Source organism: Nocardia sp. NPDC049149, assembly GCF_043197455.1.
Taxonomy (GTDB): Bacteria; Actinomycetota; Actinomycetes; order Mycobacteriales; family Mycobacteriaceae; genus Nocardia.
Genome location: NZ_JBICTD010000009.1, coordinates 279,366 through 305,015, shown reverse-complemented (window position 1 = coordinate 305,015; position 25,650 = coordinate 279,366). Strand labels below are relative to the sequence as shown.

The following is a 25,650-nucleotide window of genomic DNA, read 5'->3' as shown; positions in this document are numbered from 1 at the left end:
GCTGTACCCGGCAATTCCTTCGGCAGTAGCCGCGCGAGGAGGCTGCACGGCATAATTGTTGCTCTCCAGTTGAACGCATTCACGGGAGCAATTCCCTGTGATTCCATGTGCAAGTGTGAATCTCATACGCAGAGCTAAGGCTCACCACTTTGTTGCAGTCGTAATCGCGGTATTAGCAACAGGTTTCGTTGCTCTACCGAATTCCTCCGCGGAGCCGCCCTCGCCGCCTCCGTCGTTCGCACCGAAAACCCAACCCGAACCAGTCGAGCCGGATCAACAGTCGCGGGTGTATTTCAAGATTCCAGCCGCTAACGAGATGGTCCGGCTACAGACACATTTCACGGTGCCGCCCAAGCCGCCCAGGGTAGGAACCATGTTTTTGTGGCCAGGTCTCGAGCCGCGCGAAGGCGGCCGAAACTACTATCCGATCGGCCTCGGCGTCCTGCAGCCGGTGCTCACCTGGGGTGATGCCTGCGCCCCCGTCCAGCAGCCGCCGACCTACTCGACCTGGTGGATTTCCGGCCAGTACGTCAACGTGTACTCCAGAGACCCGCGCTACGCCGACTGTCACTCCGGACCGGCGATGTCGGTGAAGGTGGGTGAGGCCCTTGACATGGACATCGCCCTGGACCAGGCCACCGGCGTGTGGACGCAAACCATCAAGGGCCAATCGGGCACGGTGCGCTACTCGATCAACATGCGCAAGCAAGCCCAGAACATGGCCTTGTTCGCGATCGAGCCGTGGGACAACGCGCGGCTGGCCAACCGACTCGTCTTCTCCGACACCACCATCACCTTCCGTGACGAAGCCACGCAAAGTTGCCTCACTCCCGAACTCACCTACACCGGAACAGGCGGAACCATCACCAAGCCGACAACCGTCGACGGCCGCCGCTGCCACATCGACACCGTCACCGTGAACACACCGCGGAGCGCCGCGCAGTCCGCCATCGGTCGCGAAGCCCCGCGCTGAGGACCTGGACTAAGCGAGGGCCCCGTGTAGCGCCTCGGTCCACGGCAGCCAACGCGGATCGGGGCCGACGATGTTGTCCGCGCCCATGTTCGTACACGTGTAGGCGACCGCGACACCGGACTCGGGATGGGCGTAGGTGATTCGCCCTCCGGTACCGACACTCCCGAACGAACCCGCGCCGAGCATGGGGTTGGTCGGTTGCGGGAGACCGTAGCCGTGCGCGAACCGGTGCGTCACCGGCAGGACGTCCATCGGTGCCGGGTGGCGCAGTCCGTCGGTCTGCGGTTGCCGTGCCCGGTCGATGGTCTGTTGCGTCAACAGCCGGACGCCGTCGACCTCGCCGATCGTCGCCGCGAACAGCCGCGCCAGGGAGCGGGCATTGCCGATCCCGTTGCCCGAGGGAACCTCCGCCGCATGCCCTTCCCTGGTGTTCAGCAGGGCGATCCCGTCCTCCCTGGTCGCGAGCGTCGCCAAGGTCGCGCGCACCAAACGCGCCCCGACATCGATCCCCAACCCGACAAGCAGTTTCTCCACCTCCGCCGGACCGGCCCACTTCTCCCGAGTGAATTGCGGGACGACGCGGTGCTCTTCCTGCTCCGGAAGGCCGATCCACACACTCAGATCGAGTGGCTCAGCGATCTCGGCGGCGAGAAATTCACCGACGGTCTTCCCGGTGATCCGCCGGATCAACTCGCCGGCGAGGTACCCCAGCGTGAGGGAGTGATAGTAGAGCGCGGTGCCGGGTTCCCACAGCGGAGCCATCGTCTCCAGCGCCCCCACGCACGCCGCCCAGTTCGTCATACCCGTTGCGCCGATGCCGGATTCGGGATCGAAGCTCGACAACCCGGCCCGATGCGACAGCACGTCGGCGACGGTGATGCCGGCCTTCCCGTTGCTCGCGAACTCCGGCCAATACTCGCGCACCGGCGCCTCGAGATCGAGTTGCCCACGCTCGACGAGCATGTGCACGCACGTCGCCGTCAGCCCCTTCGACACCGACATCAACACCACGAGTGACTCTGCGTCCCACCGTTTCCCCGACACCGGATCCTGTCCCGCCCACAAATCCACCACAACGCGTCCTTGCCGATAGACGCAAAGTTGTGCTCCACCCTCATCCCCACTCTGACTCCGCCCGAACGCATCCCGGACCCCCTCGAACCCGCGCTCGACAAACCCCTCGACAACCACCACGACCTCCTACCCGGGCGAAACCCCTTCGCCACCAAGGCATTATCCAACCACGGCGGCGAGTGCGGTGTCGGAGGTCGGCTGACCGTCAGCGGAAGTTCAGAATGAAGTCGTAAGTCCCTTCTTTGCCCTTGGGTACGGTTCGCACGGTCATCAGCAGCCGTCGGTCGAAGATCGAATCGGTGTTGTTTCGCGGCTCATTGGGGAAATACAGCTGGGTGGTCAGCACTCGCTGGTTGGGCGCCTGCACCTTGACATGGATATGCCGGGTACGACCCGGGTACAGACCTGGCACGATCGTCGACAGGCTGAATCGGCCGGTCGCGTCGGTGAACTGGTGTCCCCGCCACTTGTAGCCCGAATTGTCGTAGGCGCCCGCGTCGTCGGCCTGCCAGAAATCCAGCAGCGCCTTGTCGACCGGGCGGCACGACCGACTGAACACATAGCCGCTCACCGTCAGCAGCGTGCCCGGCGCGCCTGGTATCACCAGATCGCTCCGCAGCGGTGAATTCGGTTTGAAATAGGGGCCTTCGGTCTGCGCGATCGTGGGTGCGTCCCCGTCATGGCAGGCCGGGGTCGGTTCGAGGTCGTCCGGAACGGGCTGCGGACCCGCACTGGCGCTACCGCTGCTCGACGCGACACCGGCGGTCAGTGCCGCCGCGGCGGGAACAGTCAATAGACCTAGTTGCAGCAGGCGTTTGCGGGTAATCGCCTGGGGGAGTTCGACATCGTCGTCCGCGGGGTATTTAGACATGATTTGACATCCTCAAAGGAACTGGAGTTGGGAGTGTGCCCGGATTCCATCCGACGTTCGCGGAGCCTGCCTGTAGGCAGCAAACGAACGCTTTCGCAGGTGACTGCACTGTCGACCTGACGCCGCCGACTACCCATTCCTCGGCACCGAGCGGCCTTGTGATCACCCAACCGGAGCAGTATCGCCGGGCCCACCGGTCAGCAATCAAACATCATGCCAGCGAATATATTTCGAATTTGAACTGACAATTCACGATATGACGATCCCCGCACCCGAGCAATCACCCCAACGACTCCCAGTTGAACGGGAATCCCCGCAACTAGCCAGGACGGGTCATGTTGGTCGGTTGATCAGTGGGAACTGTGGGCGGCATCGGCGAGAGGGCTACGCCACCAGTTCCCGGTGATCAGCTGTCCAGCAACGGATGTGGCTCAGAGACGGCGTGTGGTGCAGTGACATTGCGTTTCTGGTCGGCCATCGGCTTCCTCCCTGTCGGGAGAATATGCGAACTAGACATCGCTCCAGCAGGAACGGGCGGGTGCGTCCGATCGCACCGCCCCTGTCGGCATGTCCAGGGGCATGCTCTCCTGATCGCTTGATCAGGAGGCACTGGTGGCGGCATCGTTCGAGAGGGCAACGCCACCAGTGCCTCGTGATCAGTTGTCCAGCAACGGATGTGACTTGGGGGTGGGGGTCAGCTTTGCCAGGGGGCGCGGTTGAGGCTTTGGGTTGTTCGCCAGAGGAGGCCGAGGACTCGTTGTTCGGGTGGGTGGCCGCAGCCGAGGAGGCGGTTGCAGTGCATGTGGACGTAGCTGCGGATGAGGTCGAGGGGGGAGCGGGTGAGTTCGGTGGTGAGTTCGGTTAGGCGAGATGCGGTGGTGTGCAGGTGGGTTCGGCGTTGGGCGAGGATGGCGGCGATCGCGTCGCCGCCTGGTTGGTCGGTCAACCATTGGGGGTTCGCGAGCATTGCGCGGAGGGCGGGTTTTTGGCGGCGGAACTCGTCGGAGGTCGCGCGGCGGTCGAGGACACCTTGGCGGTAGAAGTCTTCTTGTGCTGCTGGATTCAGGCCGAGGGTGGTGACCAGATCGTGGACGGTGTAGACCCCGAGCATGGTCCGGTCCAGTTCGACTGTTCGCTGGTCGATGAGGTGCAGCAGATCCAGTACGGCCGCACTGTCGGCGGCGAACAGGTCTTCGGCCACCGAGGTGCCTGCGGCGCCACCGTAGCGTTCGACTTCCTGGTCGTAGGTGTCGATGCACAGCCGGCGGCAGAAACCGTCCGACACCAGGGTGGCTCCCCAGCGCAGCAGGGCGGGGGCCAGGTTGTCGGCGAGTTGGTCGGGCGTGCCGTGCCAGCGGATGCGCAGGTGCGGGTCCGGATCGGCGTAGCGCAGGAAGAACCAGCTGTCGGCGGATCCGTCGGCGACGGTGTGCGCGCAGAACGCGCGGATTCGATCGGCGAGCAGATCTTCCTCGAAGGTGGGGACATGGTAGAGCTTGGCGAACAGCCAATCGCTTCCTGGCGGGCGCAGTCGGTCGGTGGATGGTGTTCGGGCGGTGCGGGTTTGCGCTTCGGTCAGTGCGGGCTCGACGGTGTCGCGCACGACCGGCACCACGATCTCGCTGAGGTAGTTGCCATCGGGCCCCGGCAGCCACGCCTGGTCCGGCGCAGGCAATGCCTCCTCCAGATACAATCTCCCGCCGGGCATTCGACGAGCCTCTGCCCGGATCTGTGCGATCTGAGAGGGTGCGTCGAGGTCGAGCAGCAGCCGGTGATCGGCCATGGCGAGGTAGACGTGGCGCGGCGGCTGCCAGCGCTCGCGCCATTGGGCGAAGGCCGCAGTGAACGAAGACGGTGACGTTGCGGCCAGATCGTCGGTGTTCACGCGCCAGCGCGCCGGGGCGAGCACAATCCGGCCGACCTGAACCCTTGGGACGAAGGGGAATCCGGCTGCCGGACCCCAGTCGAACGTGGTCGGCATCGCTCGGCCGTACCGGTTGATCTCGTCGAGGAACCGCAGCACGTCCGGGGCCGACTGCGGATTGAGCATGTGCCCGGCGCAGGCGACGACTTCCTGTCCGGTGCGCGGCCAACGCACCACGAACCGCCCGTCGCGAACGCCGACCACCAACTCGGACAACGGGATAACGCGGTCCGGTGGCGCGCCGGGGGTGGTGTCGAATGCCAACTCCCAGTCTCTGGCCAGCGGACGGATGGCGACGTTGGCGAGCCGTCCTGGTCGCGGGACGTAGGTGACCTCGGCCCACAGTCGGCCTGGTCGCCCTTCGGCTTCCGCGGCGGCGGCGGCGCGCAGCGCGGTTTCCGCGTCCGGTCCGAGTAGATCGGCGAATCGGCCGAGGACCCGGCCTGCCACCGAGGCGCCCATATTCGGGCCGACGACGATCTGGAAGTCGCCCGCATCAACGGCTTTCGTCGATTCGGCAACGACGAACAGCGAAATATCCAGTGATGACGGCGCTTTCGTTGCATCGACCGGCTGGACTTCCAGCATGTCGAGCGTCGCCGCGTCGAGTTCGATCACCAGGCTGCGGTCTCGGACCGCGGTGAGCGCAAGGTCGACGAGCGTGCGGTGCCGCAGCTGCAGACGGCTGCTGTCCTGGCTACTGCTGTCGAAATGGCTTGGCGCACCGAGCCCGATCTCCGGATCGAGCAGTTCCAGCAGCCGCACCTCGCGGTCGGCGCCGTAGCGATCGAGGAAGGTTTCCCGATAGCTGTCGAGGTGGACGACACCGGTGGGCCACGACGTCAGCCGCACCATGAGGTCGGCGGCGCGCGCCGCCTCGTCGGCGACGGCCCGGCTGACCAGCCGCCCGGCGAGCGGCAGGCCCATATCGGTTTGGAACGGCCCCTTCGGCGTCGGGGCCGAGTGCACCGACTGTGCCTGGACCATCAACTTCGGATAGCCGGCCGCCGCCTGATCATGGTCGAGGCGGTCCCAGTCGCCCAGCTGGTCGAGTAGTTCACTGAGCGCCGCCGCGTCGTCGGCGGCCGCGGGCACGGCGGCGAGGCGTTGTGCCACATAGCGTGCCGGGTCGGCGGCGGTGAGCGGCGGCCGCAGATCGGTGAGCAGCAGGGTCTGTTCGCACAGCTGGTCGAGTAGCCGTTCCGCCTGCGCGGCGGTCGCGCCGAGCGATCGCGTCAACTCGTCGACGAGATCGCGGTAAGGCACCGGAGTGCGCGCAGATTCCAGGGCCCGCCGCACCGGGTTGGTTGCCCGCAGCGAGACCGCGCGGCCCGGCTCGGCATCACTGCCGATCGGCGTGCGCTCACTCAGGAAGACACGGTCGGCCTGGATGAACGCGGCCGGGTTCGTGCACACGCTCAGCTGTGCGCGGACGTCGTCGCGTCCCTCCATGGTGTGCACGAAGTCGAGCAGCCAACCCATGTCCGGCCTGGTGCGCACGGTCGGCGGCGCGTCGGCGAGCGCGAGGTCGGTGTGCGTATCCCAGCCAGCGAGGCCGACTCCGGCGAACATCCCGAACGGTGTCGGCCTGCTCGACATCCTGATCAGATACCGCTGCAACTTCCCGGCGAGCCGCCGCCGGGCAGCGGCATCGGTGGTCGGTCGTTCCAGTGCCCGCAGCAACTCGCCGCCGCCGACCGCGAGCGCTCGCTGCACTCGAGGGTCGGCGGGGACCAGCGTGCCCGGCGCCACCTCGGTGGGCCAGTCCGACCCGACACCGAGCGCAAGGTATTCCTCGATCGGCAGCAGCGGGGCGCGCACCACCAACCAATCCAGTGCGCGGTACAGGTTCGTCGCCATCTCATCTCCTCAGGCCAGCAACAACATTCGGTCCCACTGCGGCGGCACGTCGGTGGCGGCGGCGAGCAGGGCAAGCGCGGGTCCCGCAGCGCCGTCGAGCAGGCCGGGGCGGTCCTGCGGCGCGGTGTCGGTGCAGCGGAAGCCGAATCGGTATCCGGGGTGGTAGAGGTCGAGCAGTCGGTGGGTCAGGTCGGCCGCCGCCATGACGAACCGCGGGTCCGAGGTGTCCTGCGCGAATCGCACCGTGATTTGCAGCAGGCCCGCGACGCCGTGGCACAGGTCGGGGGAGGCCTCGGTGTCGGAAATACGGCGCAACGCGGCGAACATTGCGCCGAGCGCGAGGTCGCGCAGCCCCGCATCGTCGATCGCTGTTCCGGCGAGCCACAGCGTTCTGGCGACCCCGGGACCGCCATAGCACCACGCGTTTCGCGAGCCCGCGGCTGAGCCGGAAAGGTCGACCGCCTTGGGCCAATTCGGTCCGTGCTCGTCGTCGACGCGTTGCTGCACGAGCCACCGCGCGACAGTTTCGATCGATTCCCGTTGTCCGGCAACGGAAATGCCAGCGAGTTCGGCGAGCGCAAGCAGTGCCAACGGTCCAGGTATGCCGTGGGCGAGACCGCAGTTGAGCAGACCGTCGGGAAGCGATTGTGCCAGGGGTGATCCCGGCTCGAGGTACGACGACGGGGTGTGCCAGTTGGGTGTCTCGCCGTCCCAATGGCACAGTGCCACCAAACCGGTCAGCACTGTGCGAAGCGCCGTGGGATTCGTATTGCGCCGCAACAGATAAGCCCCGATGCCCGTGAGCCCGGAGATGATGTCGAACGTCTCGAAGGGCAGCCCCTGCGGCTGTTGTGTCATTGCTTGGGCGCGGGCAAGCGCTTCCCGGTTGACGAGATGGTCGAGATGGGCGAGGAGGCGTTGGTAGCGGATACCGCCGCGGGACAGTGTCCACGTAGCGAAGGCCAGGCCTGCCAGCCCGTCGAACAGCCCTGGATGGTGCGCCTCGTCCTGCTCGATATCGTGCACCGCCGTCGCCAAGCACCGCTGAGCGGCCAATTCCCAAGTATCACCGGGAAATTGGCCGAGCAGCACCGCGCAGCCGACTGCACCCGACGCCCCGTCACGTAGCCGAGTCGGCCGGTGCGGCATCGGCGGAAGGCTGTCGGGCGCGGCGAGTCGACCGCCGACCGCCCGCGCGACCTCGGCGGCCTGTGCCGCGGTGGCGGCCGGTAACACGCGCGTCCACGTCATCCGCAACCCCTTTCAGGCCAAGAGCAGTGTGCGGTCCCAGGACGGTGGGACGTCGGTTGCGGCGGCGAGCAGTGCAAGGGCCACCCCTGCCGCGCCGTCCAGCAGTCCGGGATCGTCGGTAGCCGGGCCTGTTTCGGCTATGGCGGCATATCCGTACCGTCGCTGCGTCTGGAACATCTGCACCAGCTGGCCGGTCAGTGCGGTCGCGGCGTCGGTGAACACTGCGGCACCGGTGTCGTGCGCGAACCGCAGCGTGATCTGCAGCAGCCCGGCCACCCCGTGGCACAGCCCCGGCGAGGCATCGATGCGCCGCTCGTCGGCCGGACGGCGGTAGACCGCGGTCATGGTGTCCACCGCGATATCGCAGAGCTGCTTGTCCGACAACACGGTTCCGGCCAACCACAGCGCCCGCGCCACGCCGGGGCTGCCGTAGCACCAGGCGTTGTGGGTCGGTCCGTAGGCAGCGATGACGCCGGTGGCGTCCGGTATCCCCACCCCGGTCGGCCAATTCGGTCCCCACTCGTCGTCGGCTCGATGGTCGACCAACCAGCGCGCCACCCGTTCGATTGCCTCCTGCTGTCCCGCGACGCAGACACCGATGCTCTCGGCGAGCGACAGCACCGCGAGCGGACCCGGTATGCCATGTGCCAAACCGCAATTGAGCACCCCGTTGGGATAGGAGCGCGACATCGGAGTGTCCGGGACCATGGCGGTGAACGGGGTGTGCCAGTTGGGCAACCCGTCCTTCTCGCCGCACAGCGCCACCAGACCGGTCAGCACGGCACGCAGCGCGGTGTCCACCCGCGGTTCGCCCCTGCGGCACAACAGATATGCGCCCATGCCCGCCATGCCGGAGATCACGTCGAACGCAGCGAACGGCAAACCGGCCGGCGTGCGGGTGACCGCGTCGCCGAGTCCACCCGCCGACGCGCAGATGGGTCCGTCCACACTGTCGAGCAGCCGCCGGTATCGAGTCCCGTTCCTGGACAACGCATCCGCCGCGAAGGCCACCTCACACAGCCCGCCGAACAAACCGAAGAACCCGCGCTTGGCCTGCTCGACCGCCTGCGCGGCGGCCGCCAGGCTGTCATGCGAACGCGCGGCCCACTCCCGGCCTGGCTGATATCGGTCGAGTTGACCGAAGAGCACCGCACGTCCCGACGCGTCTTGTCCCGCGGACCCGGTATCGCACAGCCGCTCGCCGACCTCGACGGAGACGCCGACCGCTGTCGCAGCCAGATCTGCGGGAAGCGCGCTCCGCCAAGGCCGTTCGGCTGCTGTCAGCAGAACTTCGTGCATCGCGGCGGATGCTCGGTGTTGCAGGCCGACCCGCAGGTCGCACAGTGCGAGTCGATACAGGTCTCGAAGTCGGAGGTCCTCATGGCCATCGCCGGATCGAGAATCCTGGTTGCGTCGCCGATCCGGATATCGAGATCGAAATCATCAACTGGTGCAGACATCATTCAGCCCTTTCTGGGAATTTCAGCAAGTCCGTTCGGTGGTCTTGCACATCGGGTAGCTACTGCAGTCGTCGGTGGGGCAGACGGATTCGTTGGTCCGCATGACCGGTGTGGTGAACCGGTCCTGCTCCGGTATGTCGCCGAGGCGGATATCCAGATCGAATTCGTCTACAGGAGCAGACATGTGGTTTTCCTTTCCCTTCGCGGCACGGTCGCCGCAGCGCGGATTACGCGACTTCCACCGTGCGGCACGGCCGTTCCTCATCGACAGGGAACGGGGCCCGGTATGCCAGGGACGTTTTCCCGAATCTTCCCGGCTCGTGCCCCTGCCGATCGGGAGCGCGGCCGCGCGAGCCTGTAGGACAGGCACAGGACGGAGACCTGCATGACGACAGCCGATTCCGCCGATGCGCCCCTCGTCGGTGTGGACGAGATGAGCACGCCGTCCTGGATGGCGGTGGACCAGCAGGTCGCCGACGCCGGGTTGTGGCGGACGCTGCGCGCGTTACCCGCGGGCGCCAGGGTGGTCGTCGCGCTGGCATGGCAGGCCTCACGGCGGTTGACCCTGCTCACTGCCGTGCTCGCGGTGGCGGGCGGCGCCGCCACCGCGTTCGGCCTGCTGGCCACCGCCGACGTGCTGACCGTGTTGCTCGCGCAGGGGCCGACACCGGAACGCGTGGTCTCTGCGCTGCCATCGGTGGGGCTGGTGGTGGCCGCGTTGGCGACCCGGGCGCTGATCGAAAGCGCTACCACCACTGCGGAAGCCGTGCTGAAACCCCGGGTCGAGCGGATGGCGCGAGACAAGGCGCACACGGCGATCGCCGGGGTCGACCTGGTCGCCTTCGAGGACAGCGAGTACGCCGATCTGATCCGGCAGGGGCTGCAGCGGGGCATGGGCAGCATCGCGCGCTGCGTCGAGGCGATCACGAGCGTGTCCGGCGCCGTCATCCACGTCGCCGCCGCGGTGGGCACGGCGGCGGTGCTGCACCCGGTGCTCGCGCCGCTGGTGCTGTTGGCGGTCATCCCGGATATGTGGGCGTCCGCGCGGGCGGCGCGGCTGGCCTATCAGTCCTATGTCCGGATGGTGACCCGCCATCTGCGCACCGCGATCGCCAGCGAGCTGCTCTCCGACCGGGAGACCGCGGCCGAGTTGCGCGCCTGCACGGCGGGCCCGGCCCTGCTCACCGAGTACCGGCGGATCAGCGAGCAGCTCACCGTCGAGGCGACCACGGTCGAATTGGCAAGGGCGCGGGTGCGCTTGCTCGGTCGCACCATCGCGGGGGTTGGCACCGGGATGGCATTCGGTGTGCTCGGCCTGCTGCTCTACCTCGGTGCGCTGCCCCTGGCCATGGCGGGCGCCGCCGTGGTGGCGATGCGCATGGCGGCGGCCGCGCTGTCGCAAACCATGGCCGGTGTCAACAACCTCTACGAGAACCTGCTCTATCTCGAGTTCTACGCCAACCTGCTCGAGCAGACCGAGCGGCGTACCCGGCCACCCGCCGTCACACTGGCACCAGCCGATCCACGGGAGATCACGCTCCATGCGGCCTCGTTCACCTACCCGGGGCAGGACGAACCTGCGGTCTGCGGTGTCGATCTCACGCTGCGCCGCGGCGATGTGGTCGCGCTGGTCGGTGAGAACGGTTCGGGCAAGAGCACATTGGCCAAACTGATCACCGGCCTCTACCTGCCGACACAGGGCACGGTGTGCTGGGACGGCGTCGATCTCGCCACGGTCGACGAGCAGTCGATCTATCAGCACATCGCGATGGTCATGCAGGATCCGGCGCGCTGGCCGATGACCGCGCGGGACAACATCCGCATCGGCCGGTTCGAGCGTCCCGATCAGGACGGCAGGATGATCGCCACGGCGGCAAGGGAATCCGGTGCCGATGCGGTGCTCGACGAGCTGCCTCATGGTGACCGGACCGTGCTGTCGCGCCGCTTCGCCCAAGGTCGGGATCTCTCCGGCGGGCAGTGGCAGCGCATCAGCGTGGCCCGCGGGCTCTATCGTGACGCGCCGATTCTGGTGGCCGACGAGCCGACCGCCGCGATGGACGCGCGCGCCGAGCACGCGGTGTTCCGCTCGCTGCAACACCTCAGCCGCCAGCACGGTCGCGGCACCGGCAATCGCACCACCATCCTGATCACCCACCGGCTGGCCAACATTCGGCACGCGGACAAGATCGTGGTGCTCGAGCACGGTCGGATCGTGGAGATCGGCACCCACGCCGAACTGATGGCGCTGGCGGGGAGCTACGCGCAGCTGTTCGACCTCCAGGCTGCCGCGTATCAGTTCGAGCGTCTGAGCGCCGCTTTCCGCGAACGGCATTAATTTGCATTTCTGGTACGGCGCGCGAAACATACTTTGGTGGAACAGAACTCGTTATCAAAAGCGTCTCGCTCCGTTACGATAACGACGTATTTGATCTGTAACCACTTGTCCGACAATGCAATTCGTTGACATCGACCCCTCCTGAATTGTCATTAATTGACACACCTCGATTCCGGAGTTGCCGCGTCGTCGAATGGATCGGACGAGCTCGGCAATTGCGTGGAATTGGAGCTTCGCCATGCCCTTGTTACGAAGCCTGTCGATCATCGCGGCAGGCACCTTGATTTTCGCCGGACTGGCTTCGGCCACCGGGTCGGCCGCGCCGACCGAGGAACGGGAAGTGTTCGCGCCGGACGGCACCATCAGCCGCGTTGTCGTGCCCGTCCCGCAGCAGCCGCCTGCCCAGCGGTCGGCCGTGCAGGCCGACGTCGTGACAATCCAGCAGACGGGGCCGTCCAGTGAGCGGTTCGATCTCGTCTTCGTCGGTGACGGGTACACGTCGAGTGAGCTGGGCACCTACAAGCAACACGCGATCAACCGGTGGAACGAGATCGCCCAGCTCGAGCCGTTCAAGTCGCACAAGAACTCATTCAACGTCTGGGCGGTCAACGTCGTTTCGCAGCAGTCCGGCGTGGACAACGATCCGCGCGGGACGATGCGAAACACGGCCCTGGACATGACGTTCTGGTGTGGCGGCACCGAGCGGCTGCTGTGCGTCAACGAGACGAAGGCGCTGCAATATGCGCGCCTGGCGCCGCAGGTCGATCAGGTGATCGCGCTGGGCAACACCACCAAGTACGGCGGTGCGGGCGGCAAGGTCGCGACGTCCTCCGGCGGCAACGCGCAGGCGGGACAGATCGTGATGCACGAACTCGGGCACTCGATGGCCGGACTGGCCGACGAATACGACTACCCCGACGACCGCTACACCGGCAGTGAGCCACGCGAGGTCAACGCTTCGAAGTACACCGAGGCGCAGATGCGGGCCAACCGCACCAAGTGGTACCAGTACCTGGGCAAACAGTCTCCCGACGGCGGCGTCGTCGGTACCTATGAAGGCGCGGTCTATCACAAGCGCGGCGTCTACCGGCCGACGGAGAACTCGCTGATGCGTGCGCTCGGCCGGGAATTCAACTTGATCGGCCTCGACGCGATGAAGGCAGCGATCAAGCGCAAGAGCCCGGGGGTCGACGCCGTGGCTTCGGATCAGAGCACTGGGGCAGCACGATGAGAACCTTCCGACATGTCCAGCGCGCTGCCCTCGCGGCCGCTGCCACGGCACTGCTGCTGACCGGTGTGCCCGCCGCAATGGCGGAACCGACTGCAGGGCAGGTCATTTCCGGCGGCGAGGCCCAGCCGACGTTCAGCGCCGCCGCGCCGGTCCGGCAGGACCTCTGGGTGCGTGCGCCGATCGACAGCGACCGCGACGGCAAGGATGACGAGGTCCACGTTCAGGTGGTCCGTCCGGCAGGCGCCACCGGCAAGCTTCCGGTGGTGTACCAGGCGAGCCCGTACTTCTCCGGCGGCAACGACGTCACCAATCACGGTGTGGACGTTGAGCTTTACGTGCCCGGCGGCGGCGCCGACACGCGAATGGCCCAGCCGCTCGGTATCACTCGCGGACGCGCGGCCGAGGAACTCGCCGCGGCGGGCATCACCCTGAACGCGGGCCAGATCAGTTGGGCCTACGAGGAATACTTCCTGGCTCGCGGCTACGCCGTGATGTACGGGGAGTCGCTCGGCACCGGCAGCTCGACCGGCTGCCCGACCTCGGGTGCCCGCAACGAGACGATCGGCGCGCGCGCCCCGATCGACTGGCTCAACGGCCGCACCAAGGCCAGGGATGCACAGGGCAAAGACGTTGCGGCGCAATGGGCCAGCGGCAAGGTCGGCATGATGGGGGTGTCCTACAACGGAACGCTGCCCACCGCCGTCGCCACCACCGGCGTGCGCGGTCTGGAAGCCATCGTGCCGATCGCCGCGATCAGCAACTGGTACGACTACTACCGCGCGGCGGGCGCGGTGGTCGCGCCGGGCACCTACCAGGGTGAAGACACCGACGTGCTCGCCAAGTACGTCTACACCCGCTCCGATCGGGCGATCTGCCAGAAGGTGATCGACAAGCTCGAGCAGGATCAGGACCGGGTCACCGGCGAGTACAGCGCGTTCTGGAACGAGCGCAACTACCTCAACGACGCAGGCAAGATCAAGGCTGCGGTGCTGGCCGTGCACGGGCTCAACGACTTCAACGTCAAGACCAAGAACGTTGACCAGTTGTACAGCGCGCTCAAGAAGTCCGGTGTGCCGCATAAGATCTGGCTGCACCAGTCCGGTCACGCCGATCCGATCGGGCTGCGCAAGGACGAATGGTTGCGCACGGTGAACCGGTGGTTCAGCAAGTACCTGCTCGGCCAGAACAACGGGATCGATCGGGAGCCGAAGCTCACCATCCAGCGCGAGGACAAGTCGTGGGTGAACGAGCCGGACTGGCCGACACCCGCCGCGTCCAACGCGACCGCGGTGTTCCAAGCGGGCGGCAACAAGATCGGTGGTTTCGTCCCTGGCGGTAACCGTCCGGGCCCTGCGGTCAACGAGTCCGTGCAGGACGACGCGACCAAACTGGCCGCCGACCTGGTCGCCGCGCCCAGCTCACCGAACCGGCTTGCCTACCTCTCCAAGCCGGCCGCGACCTCGCTCCGCGTCAGCGGCACCGTCGATGTCGACTTCCGGATGTCCTTCCAGCGCCCCGCCGCCAACGTCACCGCGTTGCTCGTTTCGGTGGGTCCCGATGGCAAGTCCCGCATCGTCACCAGGGGCTGGGTGGATCCGCAGAACCGTGATTCGCTGAGCAAGCCGACCCCGATCACCCCGGGTACGGAATACGCGATCAAGGTGTCCATGCAGCCGCACGACTACGTGGTGCCGAAGGGACATCGGCTCGGCGTGGTGGTGCTGTCCAGCGACAACGAGTACACCTTGCGGCCCAAGCCGGGTCCGGGCTTCGCGGTGAACCTGGGTAGCACCCGCGTCACCCTCCCGGTGGTGGGTGGCCAGGCGGCGCTGAACGCCGCGATCTCGCCCAACCCCCGCTAGTTCCACGGGTAGCACTCGGCACCTGACCACCTCGGTGGTCAGGTGCCGAGGTGCGTCAGCCAGGCGCGAACGGCGTCGGCCAAGGCGACGGGCGCGTCGTATTGCATGAGATGGCCCGCATTTTCGACCAGCGACAGGGTGGCGTCCGGGATGAGCTCGTGCAGGCGGCGGCCGATGTCCGCCGGGATCCACGCGTCGTCGGTGCCCCAGAGGATCCGGACCGGGATCTCGATCGTGCCGAGGCGCTTCTCGTTGTCCACGAGATAGGTCTCGTCGTAGTCGGCGATCTGCCGGTAGAACGCGGGCTGGCCCTCGTCGCCGAGCCACGGTGCGACGAGCTCGTCCAGCTCGTCCGCGCGCAGGCCGCGGTGACTCGCGCCCTGAATATAGGTCCGCACGATGGCGGCGTGGATGTACTCGGGAAGCTCGGCGAGCACATCGGGATGCGCCTGCACGAACTTGAAGAACGGTGAGCCGCTCGGCGGAATCGCCACCACGTCGACCAGCAGCAGCGACGCGTAATCCACCTCGCCGAACAACAGCGCGTGCAGACTGACCGCCCCGCCGAAATCATGGGCGACGACGTGCGGGCGCTCCAGCCCCCAATGCGTCAGCAGCGCCTCGAAAGTTCGTGCCTGCGTGCCGAAATCGGTTGTCTGCCCTGGATTCTTACTGGACCGGCCGTACCCGGGCATGTCCCACAGATACACAGTGAAGTCCGCTGCCAGCGCCTCGGCGAACGGTCGCCACACCGCCGACGAGAACGGTGTCCCATGACAGAACACCACCGCAGGCCCCGCCCCGGCCTTCCCCCAGGAGATCCGCCGCCCTTGCCATTCGAAAGTCTCAGTCAGCTCCATGATTTCGACGGTAGTCGCAAACGTGAAGTGTCGAATGTTGGTTGCGGCCGTGGTCTAACCCGTAGGGACGTAAGCGGTTTGGATGGTTTCCTCGGTGTTTCGGTTCACGAGAGTTCCGCGGCCGGGCGGCATTGCCTGCGGGCGCACCGCACCCCACAGCATGCCCTCGTCGCGGCTGCCGCTCATGATCAGCGCGGTGGACCCGAGTTCGCGCATCCGTCCGATGATCGGATCGTAGAGTGCACGGCTGGCGCCGCCCGAGCGACGGGTGAGGATGACATGGAAGCCGAGATCGCGGGCATGCGGAAGGTGATCCAACAGTGGATGCATCGGATTACCACTGGACGTCGCCACCAAGTCGTAGTCATCGACGATGAGGAACATCTCGGGGCCCTGCCACCAGGACCGGTCTCGCAGTTGCTGAGTCGTGACATCGGGACCGGGCTGCCGTAGTTCGAGCCACTTCGCCAACTCGGCGGCGGATTGGGTGAATGTTGTTGTGGAACTGGCATATCCGGCTATGTAGTCGTCCGGAAGATGGTCGAGCAAGGTGCGACGATAGTCCGCGACAAAGATCCTGGCTTGGTCCCGGGTATTCGACGCGCAGATACTCTCGATCACCGATCGCAGCAGGGTTGTCTTGCCGGACTCGACGTCGCCGAAGGCGATGAAATGCGGGCTCGCCGTGAAATCGAGATAGACCGGCGCCAGCTCGGATTCATTGATGCCGATCGGGAACCGCAGACAAGGCCGGTCGGGATCCGGTACCGGCGGCCAGGTTTCGACATCCTGCAACAGTGCTGCGCGGTGCAACCGCTCGGGCAGCATGCGCACGTTCGGCGCGCGGTGTCCGGCGGCAAACCGTTGCGCGAGTGAAACCGCATCGGCCACACCGTCGCTGAGTGTTGCCGGATCGGACCGGCCGTCGATCCGCGGTAGCGCCGTCAGCATATGCAGTCGGTCCGACGTCATGCCGCGCCCTGGGCGGCCTGGCGGCACTTGCGCTGCCACTTTTCGGTCCAGGTCCGAGTCCAACGGGTCACCCAACCGCAGTTCCACGCGAGACACGAAACAGTCCTTCATGGCCGGGCGCAGCTCATTCCACCGAGACACCGAGACGACAATGTGGATGCCGTAGGAAAGGCCTTGCACCGCAAGGTTCACGACGTCCTGCTCGAGCGTCTCGAAGTCCTGCCGGATGGATCCGAAACCATCCACCACGAGGAAGACGTCGCCATACGGGTCCTGTCGCACACTGTCGGCGACCGTGTCGACGGCAGGATCCGTCGAGCGCAAAACCCGGAACTGAGCCATGGATTCGATGCCGAGCTCGGCGAACTGGGTTTGGCGGCGACGCAGCAGCGCGGTCATCTCCGCGACTGTCCGTCGCACTCGATCGGTGTCCAACCGTCCGGCTATCGAGCCGATGTGCGGCAGCTCGCCGAGCCTGCTCAACGAGCCACCCCCGAAATCGAGGCAATAGAACTGCGCTTGTTCGACGGTGTGGGTCAACGACATTGCCAGGATCAATGTGCAGAGGAGTGTCGACTTGCCGGACTGGGGGCCGCCGACCACGGCCACATGTCCGGACGCACCGGCAAGGTTGAGTATGAGCGTGTCGAGGCGATGTTCATACGGCCGGTCGACGATGCCGACAGCTGCCAGCAAGGGGGCAACAGTGCCGTAGCCGCCGGTCAGGATCGACGTCGACGGTTGGAAGAGCCGGTCCAAGGTCGGCGCGGCATCCAACGGCGGCAGCCAGATCGCGCGCGCTCGGCGACCGTGCTTACGCAGTTGCGCGACAACAGTTTCGAGCAGTGTGCGATCGACTGCGTCGGCCTCGGGACGCACGGTTCTGGAGGGATCGGCTCGTGACGGATGAACTGCCTGGAACCGAATCAACTCGGAGTCGGTGCGCAGATAGCCGGCACCCGGCGTGCTCGGGAGCAGGTAAGCGTCCTTTGTGCCCAGTGCGGCCCGTGACTCCTCCGCCGAGTGAACCCGAAGGGCGAGCTGGTACGAAATGTGGGAATCGAGCCCCCGCAACCTGCCGGTGTCGAAGCGCTGCGTGCTGAGCAACAGGTGCATCGCGAGCGATCGGCCAACGCGACCGATCATGATGAGCAGTTCTTCGAAGCGGGAACTCTCCGCCGCGAGGCTGGTGAACTCGTCGACAACGATCAGCAGGGTCGGCACGGGCTGCAGGGCAGCCCCGGTGGCGCGGGCCCGCTCGTAATCCGCCACATTCGCGAAATGGCCTGCTTCCCTGAGCATTTCCTGACGGCGATTGGCCTCACCGCTGAGTGCCTCGACGATCCGTTCGACGAGGGGAAGATCTTGGGTGACGTCGGCAATGTTCGAGGACACGTGCGGCAGCGCACTCAGCTCCCGAAAGGTGCCGTGCCCGTTGACGTCGACCAGGAAGAAATTCAGCACGTCCGGCGAATGCGTGAGCGAAAGCCCGACCACGATTGCCTTGAGCAGCTCCGACTTTCCAGACCCGGTCGCGCCGACCAGCAGGCCGTGCGGTCCCATGCCGTTCGCTGCGGATTCCTTGAAATCCAGTTCCACCCGTTCACCGGTGGTAGGGACCGTCCCGATCGGAATACGCAGATGGTCGCGGCCCTTTCTCGGCTGCCACAACGTGTCTGTGTTGAGCCGCACCGGCACATCGAGACCGTACAACGCGGCGAAGTCGGGCGGGGTGTTCGGTACCGCTCGACCAGCCGGATACGCTCCCGACTGCTTCGACCAGCCCTCGGCCACCTGCGTCACCAGGTCAGCGGCGCCATCGGCCATCTCCGACACCATCATCGACTCGTCGACGAGTTCCCGAATGTCGGGCAGGGCAATGCGAAACGCCCGCTGATTGAGTAGCGCCCAGCCAGGGCTGTCCGGCAGGCGCGCGGCCCGATCCGGGTTGACTCGCGATTCGGCGGGACGGTGCAGCCGCAGCTCGATATGGGCAGGGAGCAGGTCGGCCAGCCAGTCGGGCGCCTCACTCCAGTCGCGCGCCGTCGTCACGACGTGGACCGCGTATTCCGGGCCAGCGCTGGCGATGTGCCGGATCGTGTTCTCGAATTCCGGGAGCTGATTCGAGAAATCAGACCACCGATCGAGAATCAAGAACACATCCGGAAACGGTCCCTCGGCCAACACCGAACGGACCGCGCGCAGGCTGGTCGGCGAATCGATGTTGTGTTCGCGGTACAGCTTCTTCCTGCTGCGTATCTCGTCGATGATCGTCTGCAGGGTCAGCTCGACCTGCTCGAGTTCATCGTCGCCGACAACACCGACCAGATGCGGAAGACCACGCATCGAGCCGAGCCGGTTGCTCGATTCCAGTACGTAGGCGCGCGCCTCGTCTGGAGTGTGGGTGAGTGCCATCGCGCCGACGAAAGTGCGCAACAACGTGCTCTTCCCCGACCCCGCCCGGCCGACGATCAGCAGGTTGCCGTCGGCACGCGCCAGATCGAGCCACATCACCTCGCCCGGTGTCCCGTCCGAGCGCCGTTCCTGACCGATAGGGATCTTCAATTTGCCGGTGCCCCACCAGCTTTCCGCACGGAGGCCGGTGACTGGATCGAGTTCGAGTCGCCCGAGCAGGTCGCCGAGTTGCACGCGGTCGCCGATCTCCACCAGGGCGGGTGTGGCGCGGCGGGCGCGCGCGACATACACCTCATCGCGCAGCACACCGTAGTGGCTCGGTGTTTGGCGGACGGTACGGCTGCGTACCTCGGTACTCACGTACGTCCACAGGTCGTGGGTGCTGATTCGTCCGCTGCCGTTGTCGGCGAGCCCGGTGCCGATGCCCTTCACCATGGCTGCCGTGAACACCGACAGCGGCGCTGATCGGTCCGCGTTGCCGTCCTCGGCGATCTCGATCGCGGTCGATGCGGTCAGGACACAGATCCCGTCGCCGGTGGCGAGATCGTGGCCGACATCATCGAAGTTGGGCATCGCCTTGATGGCGTCGTTGCCGAGAAATGCTCCGCTGTAGCAGCAGTCGAGCAGGATGATCTTCGCCGCGGCGTCCGACTCTCGAATCAGCTCCTTGATGAACGAGGACGACACCGCGGAACTGCTGATCAGCGGCAGCTCGGTGTTGCTTGTTGCCAGATACAGGTTCTGTCGAGTCCGGATGCCGTGGCCGGAAAAGTAGAACAGCACGACGTCTTCGGGTCCTGCGCCGCGGAACAGCCGCTCGATGTTGCGTTCTATCTCCGCCTTGGACTCGTTGACCAGTAGCTCGGTCGGCTGGAAAGCGCCGATCTCCGGATCGCGCAACAGCTCTCGCAGTTGGTGCGCGTCGGAAACCGGTGCGTGCAGGCGCGCAATTCCCGGCGAGTGGTACGTGTCGTTGGCTACGAAGAGCGCGTGGCGTCGTCCGGCCGGGTCAGTCATCGTTGAGGACGTCGCGCAGGCGTTCTACGACATCTTCCACCTGCTTGTCGGCTGGCCGCACGATGGTGACCTCACGGTCCCCGTTTTTGACGGTGATGGAGGTGGCGCGGGTGCGGTCCAGGAACTTGTAGATGACGTCCCGGATCACCCAGGCGGCCGTGCCTAGCGCGCCGCCCGAGGCTAGTAACTGGCCGATCTCCACCGCCGCAGTCGATTTCGCGTCGCCGACCGCGCTGGTCGGCTTGGTGATCACGAGCCCGTTGATCTCGCGCAGGTCGTCCGCCAGCTCGTCGGTGATCCGGTCCAGCCGCTCGGGGTCAACGCGAATGTCGCCTTCGATGGCCAGTAGTACCTCGGACATTGCTGTTGCCCCCTCCTCGATCGACCGCACTCGCAACGTAGCAACACACTGTAGTCGCGGCGTCGACGCGCAGGCACCGAGTTGCGGCATCCCGCAGCGACCGGGAGTCTCGGTCAACTCCATGAATTCGACGGTAGTGCGGGGTGGTCGGGCATGTCGTGATCTTGTTCGTACTGGTCGGTCTTAAGATCGGGGCGGACGTCTGGGTTTGATACGCGCGGAGCTGATCGACCCGTGCCGGGTGGTCTGCCGCGGTGGAGATCAGGAGACCGCTCATGACCTTGCGTGTGCAGTTCGGCCGACGGTGGCGTCGGGTGGGGATGCGGATCGGCGCGGTGGGGGCGGTGGCGGTGCTTGCGGTGGGGCCGGTGGCGGCCTCGGCGGCGCCGGGGGAGGTGACGCTCGGACTGAAGACGCTCGGGTTGGGGAAGTCGTTGACCTTTCCGGGGGCGGCGCACGAGGTGTCGCTGACATTGCCGCTGTTGCCGGGGCTGGTGCCGACGGCGATCGTGGGGACGGTGCAACTGCCGCCGCACGTGGGGCGCGGGGCGTTGGAGGTGCATTCCGGGGAACGGCTGCTCGATCGGGTGGAGATTCCGGTGGCGCCGCGGGCGCCGATTCGGCTCGGGTTGGCCGGGGCCGAGGTGATCGACAACGCGATGTCGGTGACGGTGACGTCGTCGTTGATCTCGGATGCCGGGTTCTGTGTGACCGACTGGCTGGGGCGGCCGTTGGCGCTGACCGAGGTCGGCGTCGTGTACAGCGGCGAGGAGGTGCAGCCGACGACGGTGGCCGATTTTCTGCCGCCGGTCTTGCAGCGGTTGACGATCTATCTGCCCGCCGATCCTGCGGAGGTCGAGAGCGCCGCGGCGATGACGCTGAGCGCCGCGGTGATCGCGCGGTACGGCAGTCAGCCGGTGACGGTGGCTGTTCGGCCGATCCCCGCATCAGGAGAGATCCCCGACGACCCGCTGGATCTGCTGGAACGGCAGGTCGTGATCGGCGAATCACCCAATCCTGGACTGAGATTGAGCCCCGGCCCGAAGCCGAGGCTGACGATCAACGGTGAGAAGAAGAGCCTGCCGGACCAAATGCGCTTGCTCGTCAGCGATTTGACGAAGGTGGCGATCTCCTCGGCGGCGACGGCAGTCGCGCTGCCGCCCGCGCCGCTCATCGCGCCGGAGCACACCACGCTCGGCGAGCTCGGCCAGACGCAGCTCACCTCGACCGCACTCGGTGCGGTCCGCGTCGATGTCGGCATCGATCAGTCCCGGCTGGGCAGGCCGTCCAAGGATCTGCGAGTTCGCCTGCACGGCAGCTACACCCCGCTGCCGAACACCTTGAACGGGCAGCTCACGGTGACCGCGGGCGACACCCACATCGACAGCTGGCCGGTGGACGCCAGCGGGCGCTTCGATCGGTGGATCTCCGTCCCGAACTCCGTACTCGGCCGATTCACCACGCTGTCGGTGACCTTTCATCAAGCGGGTCTCACCCACGGCTGCGGACTGGAGCAGCCACTGACGCTGACCATCGACCCGAGCAGCGAAGTCACCAGCAACGCCGCGAATCCGCCCATCCCCTCGGGTTTCGGCGCACTACCGCAGGCGCTGCTGCCGGACGTCCAAGTCGGTTTGCGCACACCAGGATTCGCTGACACGGCGCGGGCCGTCACGGTACTCACCGGGTTGCAGCGCTTGACCGCCATCCCGATGCGGCCGGAGCTGGTGCCGTTCGATCAGGCGGTGCAGAGCAAGACCCCCGCGGTCCTCATCGCGGCGAACGGCGATGTGCCCGAGTCGATCCGGTTGCCGCTGACCCAAACCGACGCCGGGCTGGCGCTGACCGATACCGAAGGCAAGCCGATCACCAGGATCACCATCGACCCGACCACCCCGTTCGCGTCGCTGCAGAGCACGTGGTCCGGTGGCCGCACGGTGGTGGTCGGCACGTCGAGCGACGCACCGGAGCACTTCAACCGCATCCTCGAATGGCTCGACGCCGACCTGGACCGGTGGTCACGGCTGCACGGATCGGTGCTGTTCCAGGCCGACAACCGCGTGCCGGAGTTCGTCGACACCGACACCATGGCGACCCCCGCACCGTCGACCGCCGAAATGGACACCGTCGCACGGATTCTCACGGCGGCGGGCGCTGCCGTCGTGCTGGTCGGCGTGCTGGCCGGAATCGGCATCCTCGTTCGGCGCGGCAGGCGGTAGATGACCACCGAGCGGGAGCGGCTGCGCTGCATCGTCACCAGAATCGCGGTGCGGGCGGCGCTGGTGCTTCTCGCCACGACGGCCGCGTTCTGGACGACGTGGGTCCGGCTCGCGCACGACGCGTCGACCGGTTCCAGCATCGGATACGTCTACGTGCTCCCGATTCTGGCGATCTTCGCCGCGATCGGCATCACGGTGCGGCGCGGCAACGAGCTGCCCATCCACGACCGGCAGACCGATCTGATCGTCGGGTTGATCGGGCTCGGTCTGTCCGCCTGCACGTTGGGCCTGCTCACCCCGCGTTATCGGTACCTGTACGAGATGCTGCACCTGGACATCTTGGCGGCGTGGCTGTTTCTGGTGTCGGCCTGCATCCTGATGTTCGGCTTGCGGCCGGTCTCGCGGTACTGGCCGTGCTGGCTGCTGCTTCTTGCCGCGTTCCCGCCGCCGTATCGAGCGCTGCGCGTGGCGCTGGGCGGCGACGCTGTCGCCGCAGGCGTGACGATGCTGGTGTTGGCGGCGTTCGCCGCGGCCATCGCCGCGGGTCGCACCCGGACTCGCGGCTTGGTCGGTGCCGCACTGGCATTCGTGATCGGTGCAGTCATCCTCGCGGTTATGCGGATCCGGTTTCCGGACGCCTCCATCACCGCATATCAGGCGATTCCGTCGATCGCCGCCGTCTGGGTCGTCGCGGCGGTGATGTACGTGGACTGGCGGCGCAGGCGCGGCCTCTCACTGAAACCGTTGGACCGCGCGGTCGATCCGCTCACCGCGGCCCAGTCCTGGAGTGCGGCGGCGACGGTGGCCCTCGCGGGCATTCTGATCGCGGTCATCCCGATCCCGCCCGACTACAACCGCACCTTCCCTGTCGTGCCGGGATTCGTTGTCACCCAACCGCATACCGTGCCACCGGGCTGGACCGAGCTGAGCGAGCATCGATACCCCTGGGCACAACACTATTTCGGGCCCGGCACGTCGATGACCAGGCAGCTGCTTCGCGCCGATCAGCATGTCCCGGAGTGGGACAACGAATCCCGCCGCCGGCGCATCGTCGTCGACACGGTGGAATCCGACGACCAGTACTCGATCGACCGCTACCCGGAGTTCGTGCTCTACAACATGGCCCAGCCCCGGATCAGCCCGCCGACCCGAATAGATCTCGGCCACGGCATCTTCGCCCGCCTCAACACCGTCCTCGACGATCGCAGGCTGCTCAGCTGGACCTGGCTGACCTGGAACTGGAGCGGCGCAACGGGCGCCGAACGGATCAGCTTGATCGCCGCGGACAACCACGAATGGGACGCGGCCTTCCCGGAGCCGCAACCCTCGATGCTCGGGATCTTCGAGAACGTCATGCATCAATTCCTGCGCGGCAGGGCGGTGGTCCTGGACTCCGAATCCACCGATGTCGACTCCGATTCCGAGCACAAGGATCGCGACATGCTGATCAAGGTCGCGCAGGCGATCGTGGCCGGGGTCGAGTCGTGACCGGCGGACCGTCCGGCCCGGCGCCGGGATCGGCCAGCGCCGAGGCGTTGCACATCGCGGTGCACGGGCTGCGCGAGTCCGACCCGATGGCTTCGGCTTCGGTGGCATTCCTTCCGTGGCAACGCAATACGGCATTGGCCTGCCTCGCCGTCGTGGTGGCCTGCGCGGTGTTCTTCCCGGTGGTCACCTGCACGGTGCTGGTCGCCCTCTGCACCGCGGGCTATCTCGCCGCGATGGCCGATCGGGTATTGATCTTTCAGCGCGGCATGGCCAGGGACGCGATCATGACCGTCGAGGACGCGCGGGCGCTGGCGCTCACCGACGCGGAGTTGCCGCCCTACACGATTCTGGTTCCGGCCTACGGGGAACCGGAGGTGGTCGGCGACCTGATCGGCGCGATGACCGCACTCGACTATCCGAAGGACCGCCTCCAGGTGCTGCTCCTGCTCGAGGAGGACGACACGCCGACCATCGAGGCGGCCAGGAGCGCGGGCATCGGATCGAATCCCGCCGTCGATCACGTCACCATCGTGCTGGTCCCCGAGGCGCAACCGCGCACCAAGCCGAAGGCGTGCAACTACGGCCTGCGTCAGGCGACCGGCGACATCGTCACCATCTACGACGCCGAAGACATCCCCGATCCGCTCCAATTGCGCAGGGTGGTGGCGGCTTTCGCCGAGTTGCCGCCGTCGGTGGTGTGCATCCAGGCCAAGCTCGCCTTCCACAACGGCCGCCAGAATCTGCTCACCGCCTGGTTCACCGCGGACTACGGCCTGTGGTTCGGGTTCCTGCTGCCCGGCCTGATGCGCAGCAAGGCGCCGATTCCGTTGGGCGGCACCTCGAATCATTTCAAGCGCGACATCGTGACCGATATCGGCGCGTGGGATCCGTACAACGTCACCGAGGACGCCGACCTGGGCGTGCGTATCGCGGTGTCCGGCTACTCGACCGCGGTGATCGACTCGACCACCCTGGAAGAGGCAAACCCCGACCCGATCAACTGGATTCGCCAGCGCTCACGCTGGTACAAGGGTTACCTGCAGACCTGGCTCGTGCACACCCGCCGCCCGATTCAGTTGTGGCGCAGCATCGGCACCGTCAGTTTCATCCGCTTCACGCTGATTCTGGCGGGCACCCCGATCATCGCCTGCCTGAACCTGGTGTTCTGGTTCATCACGCTGTCCTGGATTCTCGGGCAGCCCGCCGCGATCGGGCAGCTGTTCCCCGCGTTCGTCTACTTCCCCTCGCTGATCGCGATGATCCTCGGCAACGGTGCGACCATCTACATGAATCTGCTTGCCTGCCGGGAGAACAACCGGTCCGATCTGCTCGTCGCGTGCCTGACGGTGCCGTTGTACTGGCTGATGATGAGCATCGCCGCCGCCAAGGGTTGCTATCAGCTGGTGCGCAATCCGTCTTACTGGGAGAAGACCTTTCACGGCCTCGGTACGAAGGAGGCCACCAGTTGACCGTGTCG

At 66.4% G+C, this 25,650-nt stretch carries 16 protein-coding genes; 7 read left to right on the top strand and 9 right to left on the bottom strand.

Going from position 1 to position 25,650, the window contains the following annotated elements:
- Positions 1–373 precede the first annotated feature (373 nt).
- On the top strand, positions 374–973 hold the full coding sequence (locus ACGFNJ_RS32890; RefSeq protein WP_393457172.1) for a hypothetical protein: 600 nt from the start codon (positions 374–376) through the stop codon (positions 971–973).
- A gap of 9 nt (positions 974–982) precedes the next feature.
- Here ACGFNJ_RS32890 and ACGFNJ_RS32885 read toward each other — a convergent pair whose 3' ends face one another.
- The 6 genes from ACGFNJ_RS32885 to ACGFNJ_RS32860 all read right to left on the bottom strand — a co-directional run bounded on the left by ACGFNJ_RS32885 (position 983) and on the right by ACGFNJ_RS32860 (position 9,597).
- Positions 983–2,164: a serine hydrolase domain-containing protein gene (locus ACGFNJ_RS32885; RefSeq protein ID WP_393457169.1), complete on the bottom strand. Its 1,182-nt coding sequence runs from the start codon at positions 2,162–2,164 to the stop codon at positions 983–985.
- Positions 2,165–2,252: 88 nt separating this feature from the next.
- Positions 2,253–2,918, bottom strand: coding sequence for a dioxygenase (locus ACGFNJ_RS32880; RefSeq protein ID WP_393457166.1), 666 nt, complete (start codon positions 2,916–2,918; stop codon positions 2,253–2,255).
- A gap of 694 nt (positions 2,919–3,612) precedes the next feature.
- Positions 3,613–6,702 carry a lantibiotic dehydratase gene (locus tag ACGFNJ_RS32875; protein ID WP_393457163.1) on the bottom strand — a complete coding sequence of 1,030 codons (3,090 nt, stop codon included), beginning with the start codon at positions 6,700–6,702 and terminating at the stop codon, positions 3,613–3,615.
- A gap of 9 nt (positions 6,703–6,711) precedes the next feature.
- Positions 6,712–7,953, bottom strand: a complete 1,242-nt coding sequence (locus ACGFNJ_RS32870; protein WP_393457160.1) for a lanthionine synthetase C family protein — start codon at positions 7,951–7,953, stop codon at positions 6,712–6,714.
- 12 nt (positions 7,954–7,965) lie between these two features.
- Positions 7,966–9,252, bottom strand: coding sequence for a lanthionine synthetase C family protein (locus tag ACGFNJ_RS32865; protein ID WP_393457157.1), 1,287 nt, complete (start codon positions 9,250–9,252; stop codon positions 7,966–7,968).
- A gap of 183 nt (positions 9,253–9,435) precedes the next feature.
- Complete coding sequence (locus tag ACGFNJ_RS32860; RefSeq protein ID WP_393457154.1) at positions 9,436–9,597, bottom strand: hypothetical protein; 162 nt, start codon at positions 9,595–9,597, stop codon at positions 9,436–9,438.
- Between the two features lie 201 nt (positions 9,598–9,798).
- Between ACGFNJ_RS32860 and ACGFNJ_RS32855 the strand changes: the two genes are divergently transcribed.
- The 3 genes from ACGFNJ_RS32855 to ACGFNJ_RS32845 all read left to right on the top strand — a co-directional run bounded on the left by ACGFNJ_RS32855 (position 9,799) and on the right by ACGFNJ_RS32845 (position 14,841).
- On the top strand, positions 9,799–11,748 hold the full coding sequence (locus ACGFNJ_RS32855) for an ABC transporter ATP-binding protein (RefSeq protein ID WP_393457151.1): 1,950 nt from the start codon (positions 9,799–9,801) through the stop codon (positions 11,746–11,748).
- A gap of 238 nt (positions 11,749–11,986) precedes the next feature.
- The gene (locus ACGFNJ_RS32850) at positions 11,987–12,979 is read left to right on the top strand and encodes a M64 family metallopeptidase (protein WP_393457148.1); all 993 of its coding nucleotides are present in this window, start codon (positions 11,987–11,989) and stop codon (positions 12,977–12,979) included.
- Entirely contained in the window at positions 12,976–14,841 is a 1,866-nt protein-coding gene (locus tag ACGFNJ_RS32845) for a Xaa-Pro dipeptidyl-peptidase (protein ID WP_393457145.1), read from the top strand. Before ACGFNJ_RS32850 ends, ACGFNJ_RS32845 begins: the two co-directional genes overlap by 4 nt.
- 38 nt (positions 14,842–14,879) lie before the next feature.
- Here ACGFNJ_RS32845 and ACGFNJ_RS32840 read toward each other — a convergent pair whose 3' ends face one another.
- The 3 genes from ACGFNJ_RS32840 to ACGFNJ_RS32830 are packed head-to-tail and all read right to left on the bottom strand — an operon-like array spanning position 14,880 to position 20,466.
- A complete protein-coding gene (locus ACGFNJ_RS32840; protein WP_393457142.1) occupies positions 14,880–15,701 on the bottom strand; it encodes an alpha/beta fold hydrolase in 822 nt (273 codons plus the stop codon).
- 54 nt (positions 15,702–15,755) lie between these two features.
- Positions 15,756–20,105, bottom strand: coding sequence for a type VII secretion protein EccCb (eccCb, locus tag ACGFNJ_RS32835; RefSeq protein WP_393457139.1), 4,350 nt, complete (start codon positions 20,103–20,105; stop codon positions 15,756–15,758).
- Positions 20,098–20,466: a hypothetical protein gene (locus tag ACGFNJ_RS32830; protein WP_393457136.1), complete on the bottom strand. Its 369-nt coding sequence runs from the start codon at positions 20,464–20,466 to the stop codon at positions 20,098–20,100. Before ACGFNJ_RS32830 ends, eccCb begins: the two co-directional genes overlap by 8 nt.
- Before the next feature lie 275 nt (positions 20,467–20,741).
- Here ACGFNJ_RS32830 and ACGFNJ_RS32825 point away from each other — a divergent pair, with 275 nt between their 5' ends.
- From ACGFNJ_RS32825 to ACGFNJ_RS32815, 3 genes are read left to right on the top strand one after another with little or no spacing between them, the layout of a single operon-like run.
- A complete protein-coding gene (locus ACGFNJ_RS32825; protein WP_393457133.1) occupies positions 20,742–22,685 on the top strand; it encodes a hypothetical protein in 1,944 nt (647 codons plus the stop codon).
- A complete protein-coding gene (locus tag ACGFNJ_RS32820; RefSeq protein ID WP_393457130.1) occupies positions 22,686–24,173 on the top strand; it encodes a hypothetical protein in 1,488 nt (495 codons plus the stop codon).
- A complete protein-coding gene (locus tag ACGFNJ_RS32815; protein WP_393457127.1) occupies positions 24,170–25,642 on the top strand; it encodes a glycosyltransferase in 1,473 nt (490 codons plus the stop codon). The genes ACGFNJ_RS32820 and ACGFNJ_RS32815 overlap by 4 nt, the downstream gene beginning before the upstream one ends.
- Positions 25,643–25,650: the final 8 nt, after the last annotated feature.

Bases quoted from the DNA above. Each gene is read 5' to 3' on its own strand.
- ACGFNJ_RS32890 (WP_393457172.1), top strand. From the start codon at position 374: ATGTTTTTGTGGCCAGGTCTCGAGCCGCGCGAAGGCGGCCGAAACTAC.
- ACGFNJ_RS32880 (WP_393457166.1), bottom strand. From the start codon at position 2,918: ATGTCTAAATACCCCGCGGACGACGATGTCGAACTCCCCCAGGCGATT.
- ACGFNJ_RS32875 (WP_393457163.1), bottom strand. From the start codon at position 6,702: ATGGCGACGAACCTGTACCGCGCACTGGATTGGTTGGTGGTGCGCGCC.
- ACGFNJ_RS32870 (WP_393457160.1), bottom strand. From the start codon at position 7,953: ATGACGTGGACGCGCGTGTTACCGGCCGCCACCGCGGCACAGGCCGCC.
- ACGFNJ_RS32865 (WP_393457157.1), bottom strand. From the start codon at position 9,252: ATGCACGAAGTTCTGCTGACAGCAGCCGAACGGCCTTGGCGGAGCGCG.
- ACGFNJ_RS32860 (WP_393457154.1), bottom strand. From the start codon at position 9,597: ATGTCTGCTCCTGTAGACGAATTCGATCTGGATATCCGCCTCGGCGAC.
- ACGFNJ_RS32855 (WP_393457151.1), top strand. From the start codon at position 9,799: ATGACGACAGCCGATTCCGCCGATGCGCCCCTCGTCGGTGTGGACGAG.
- ACGFNJ_RS32850 (WP_393457148.1), top strand. From the start codon at position 11,987: ATGCCCTTGTTACGAAGCCTGTCGATCATCGCGGCAGGCACCTTGATT.
- ACGFNJ_RS32845 (WP_393457145.1), top strand. From the start codon at position 12,976: ATGAGAACCTTCCGACATGTCCAGCGCGCTGCCCTCGCGGCCGCTGCC.
- ACGFNJ_RS32840 (WP_393457142.1), bottom strand. From the start codon at position 15,701: ATGGAGCTGACTGAGACTTTCGAATGGCAAGGGCGGCGGATCTCCTGG.
- eccCb (WP_393457139.1), bottom strand. From the start codon at position 20,105: ATGACTGACCCGGCCGGACGACGCCACGCGCTCTTCGTAGCCAACGAC.
- ACGFNJ_RS32830 (WP_393457136.1), bottom strand. From the start codon at position 20,466: ATGTCCGAGGTACTACTGGCCATCGAAGGCGACATTCGCGTTGACCCC.
- ACGFNJ_RS32825 (WP_393457133.1), top strand. From the start codon at position 20,742: ATGACCTTGCGTGTGCAGTTCGGCCGACGGTGGCGTCGGGTGGGGATG.
- ACGFNJ_RS32820 (WP_393457130.1), top strand. From the start codon at position 22,686: ATGACCACCGAGCGGGAGCGGCTGCGCTGCATCGTCACCAGAATCGCG.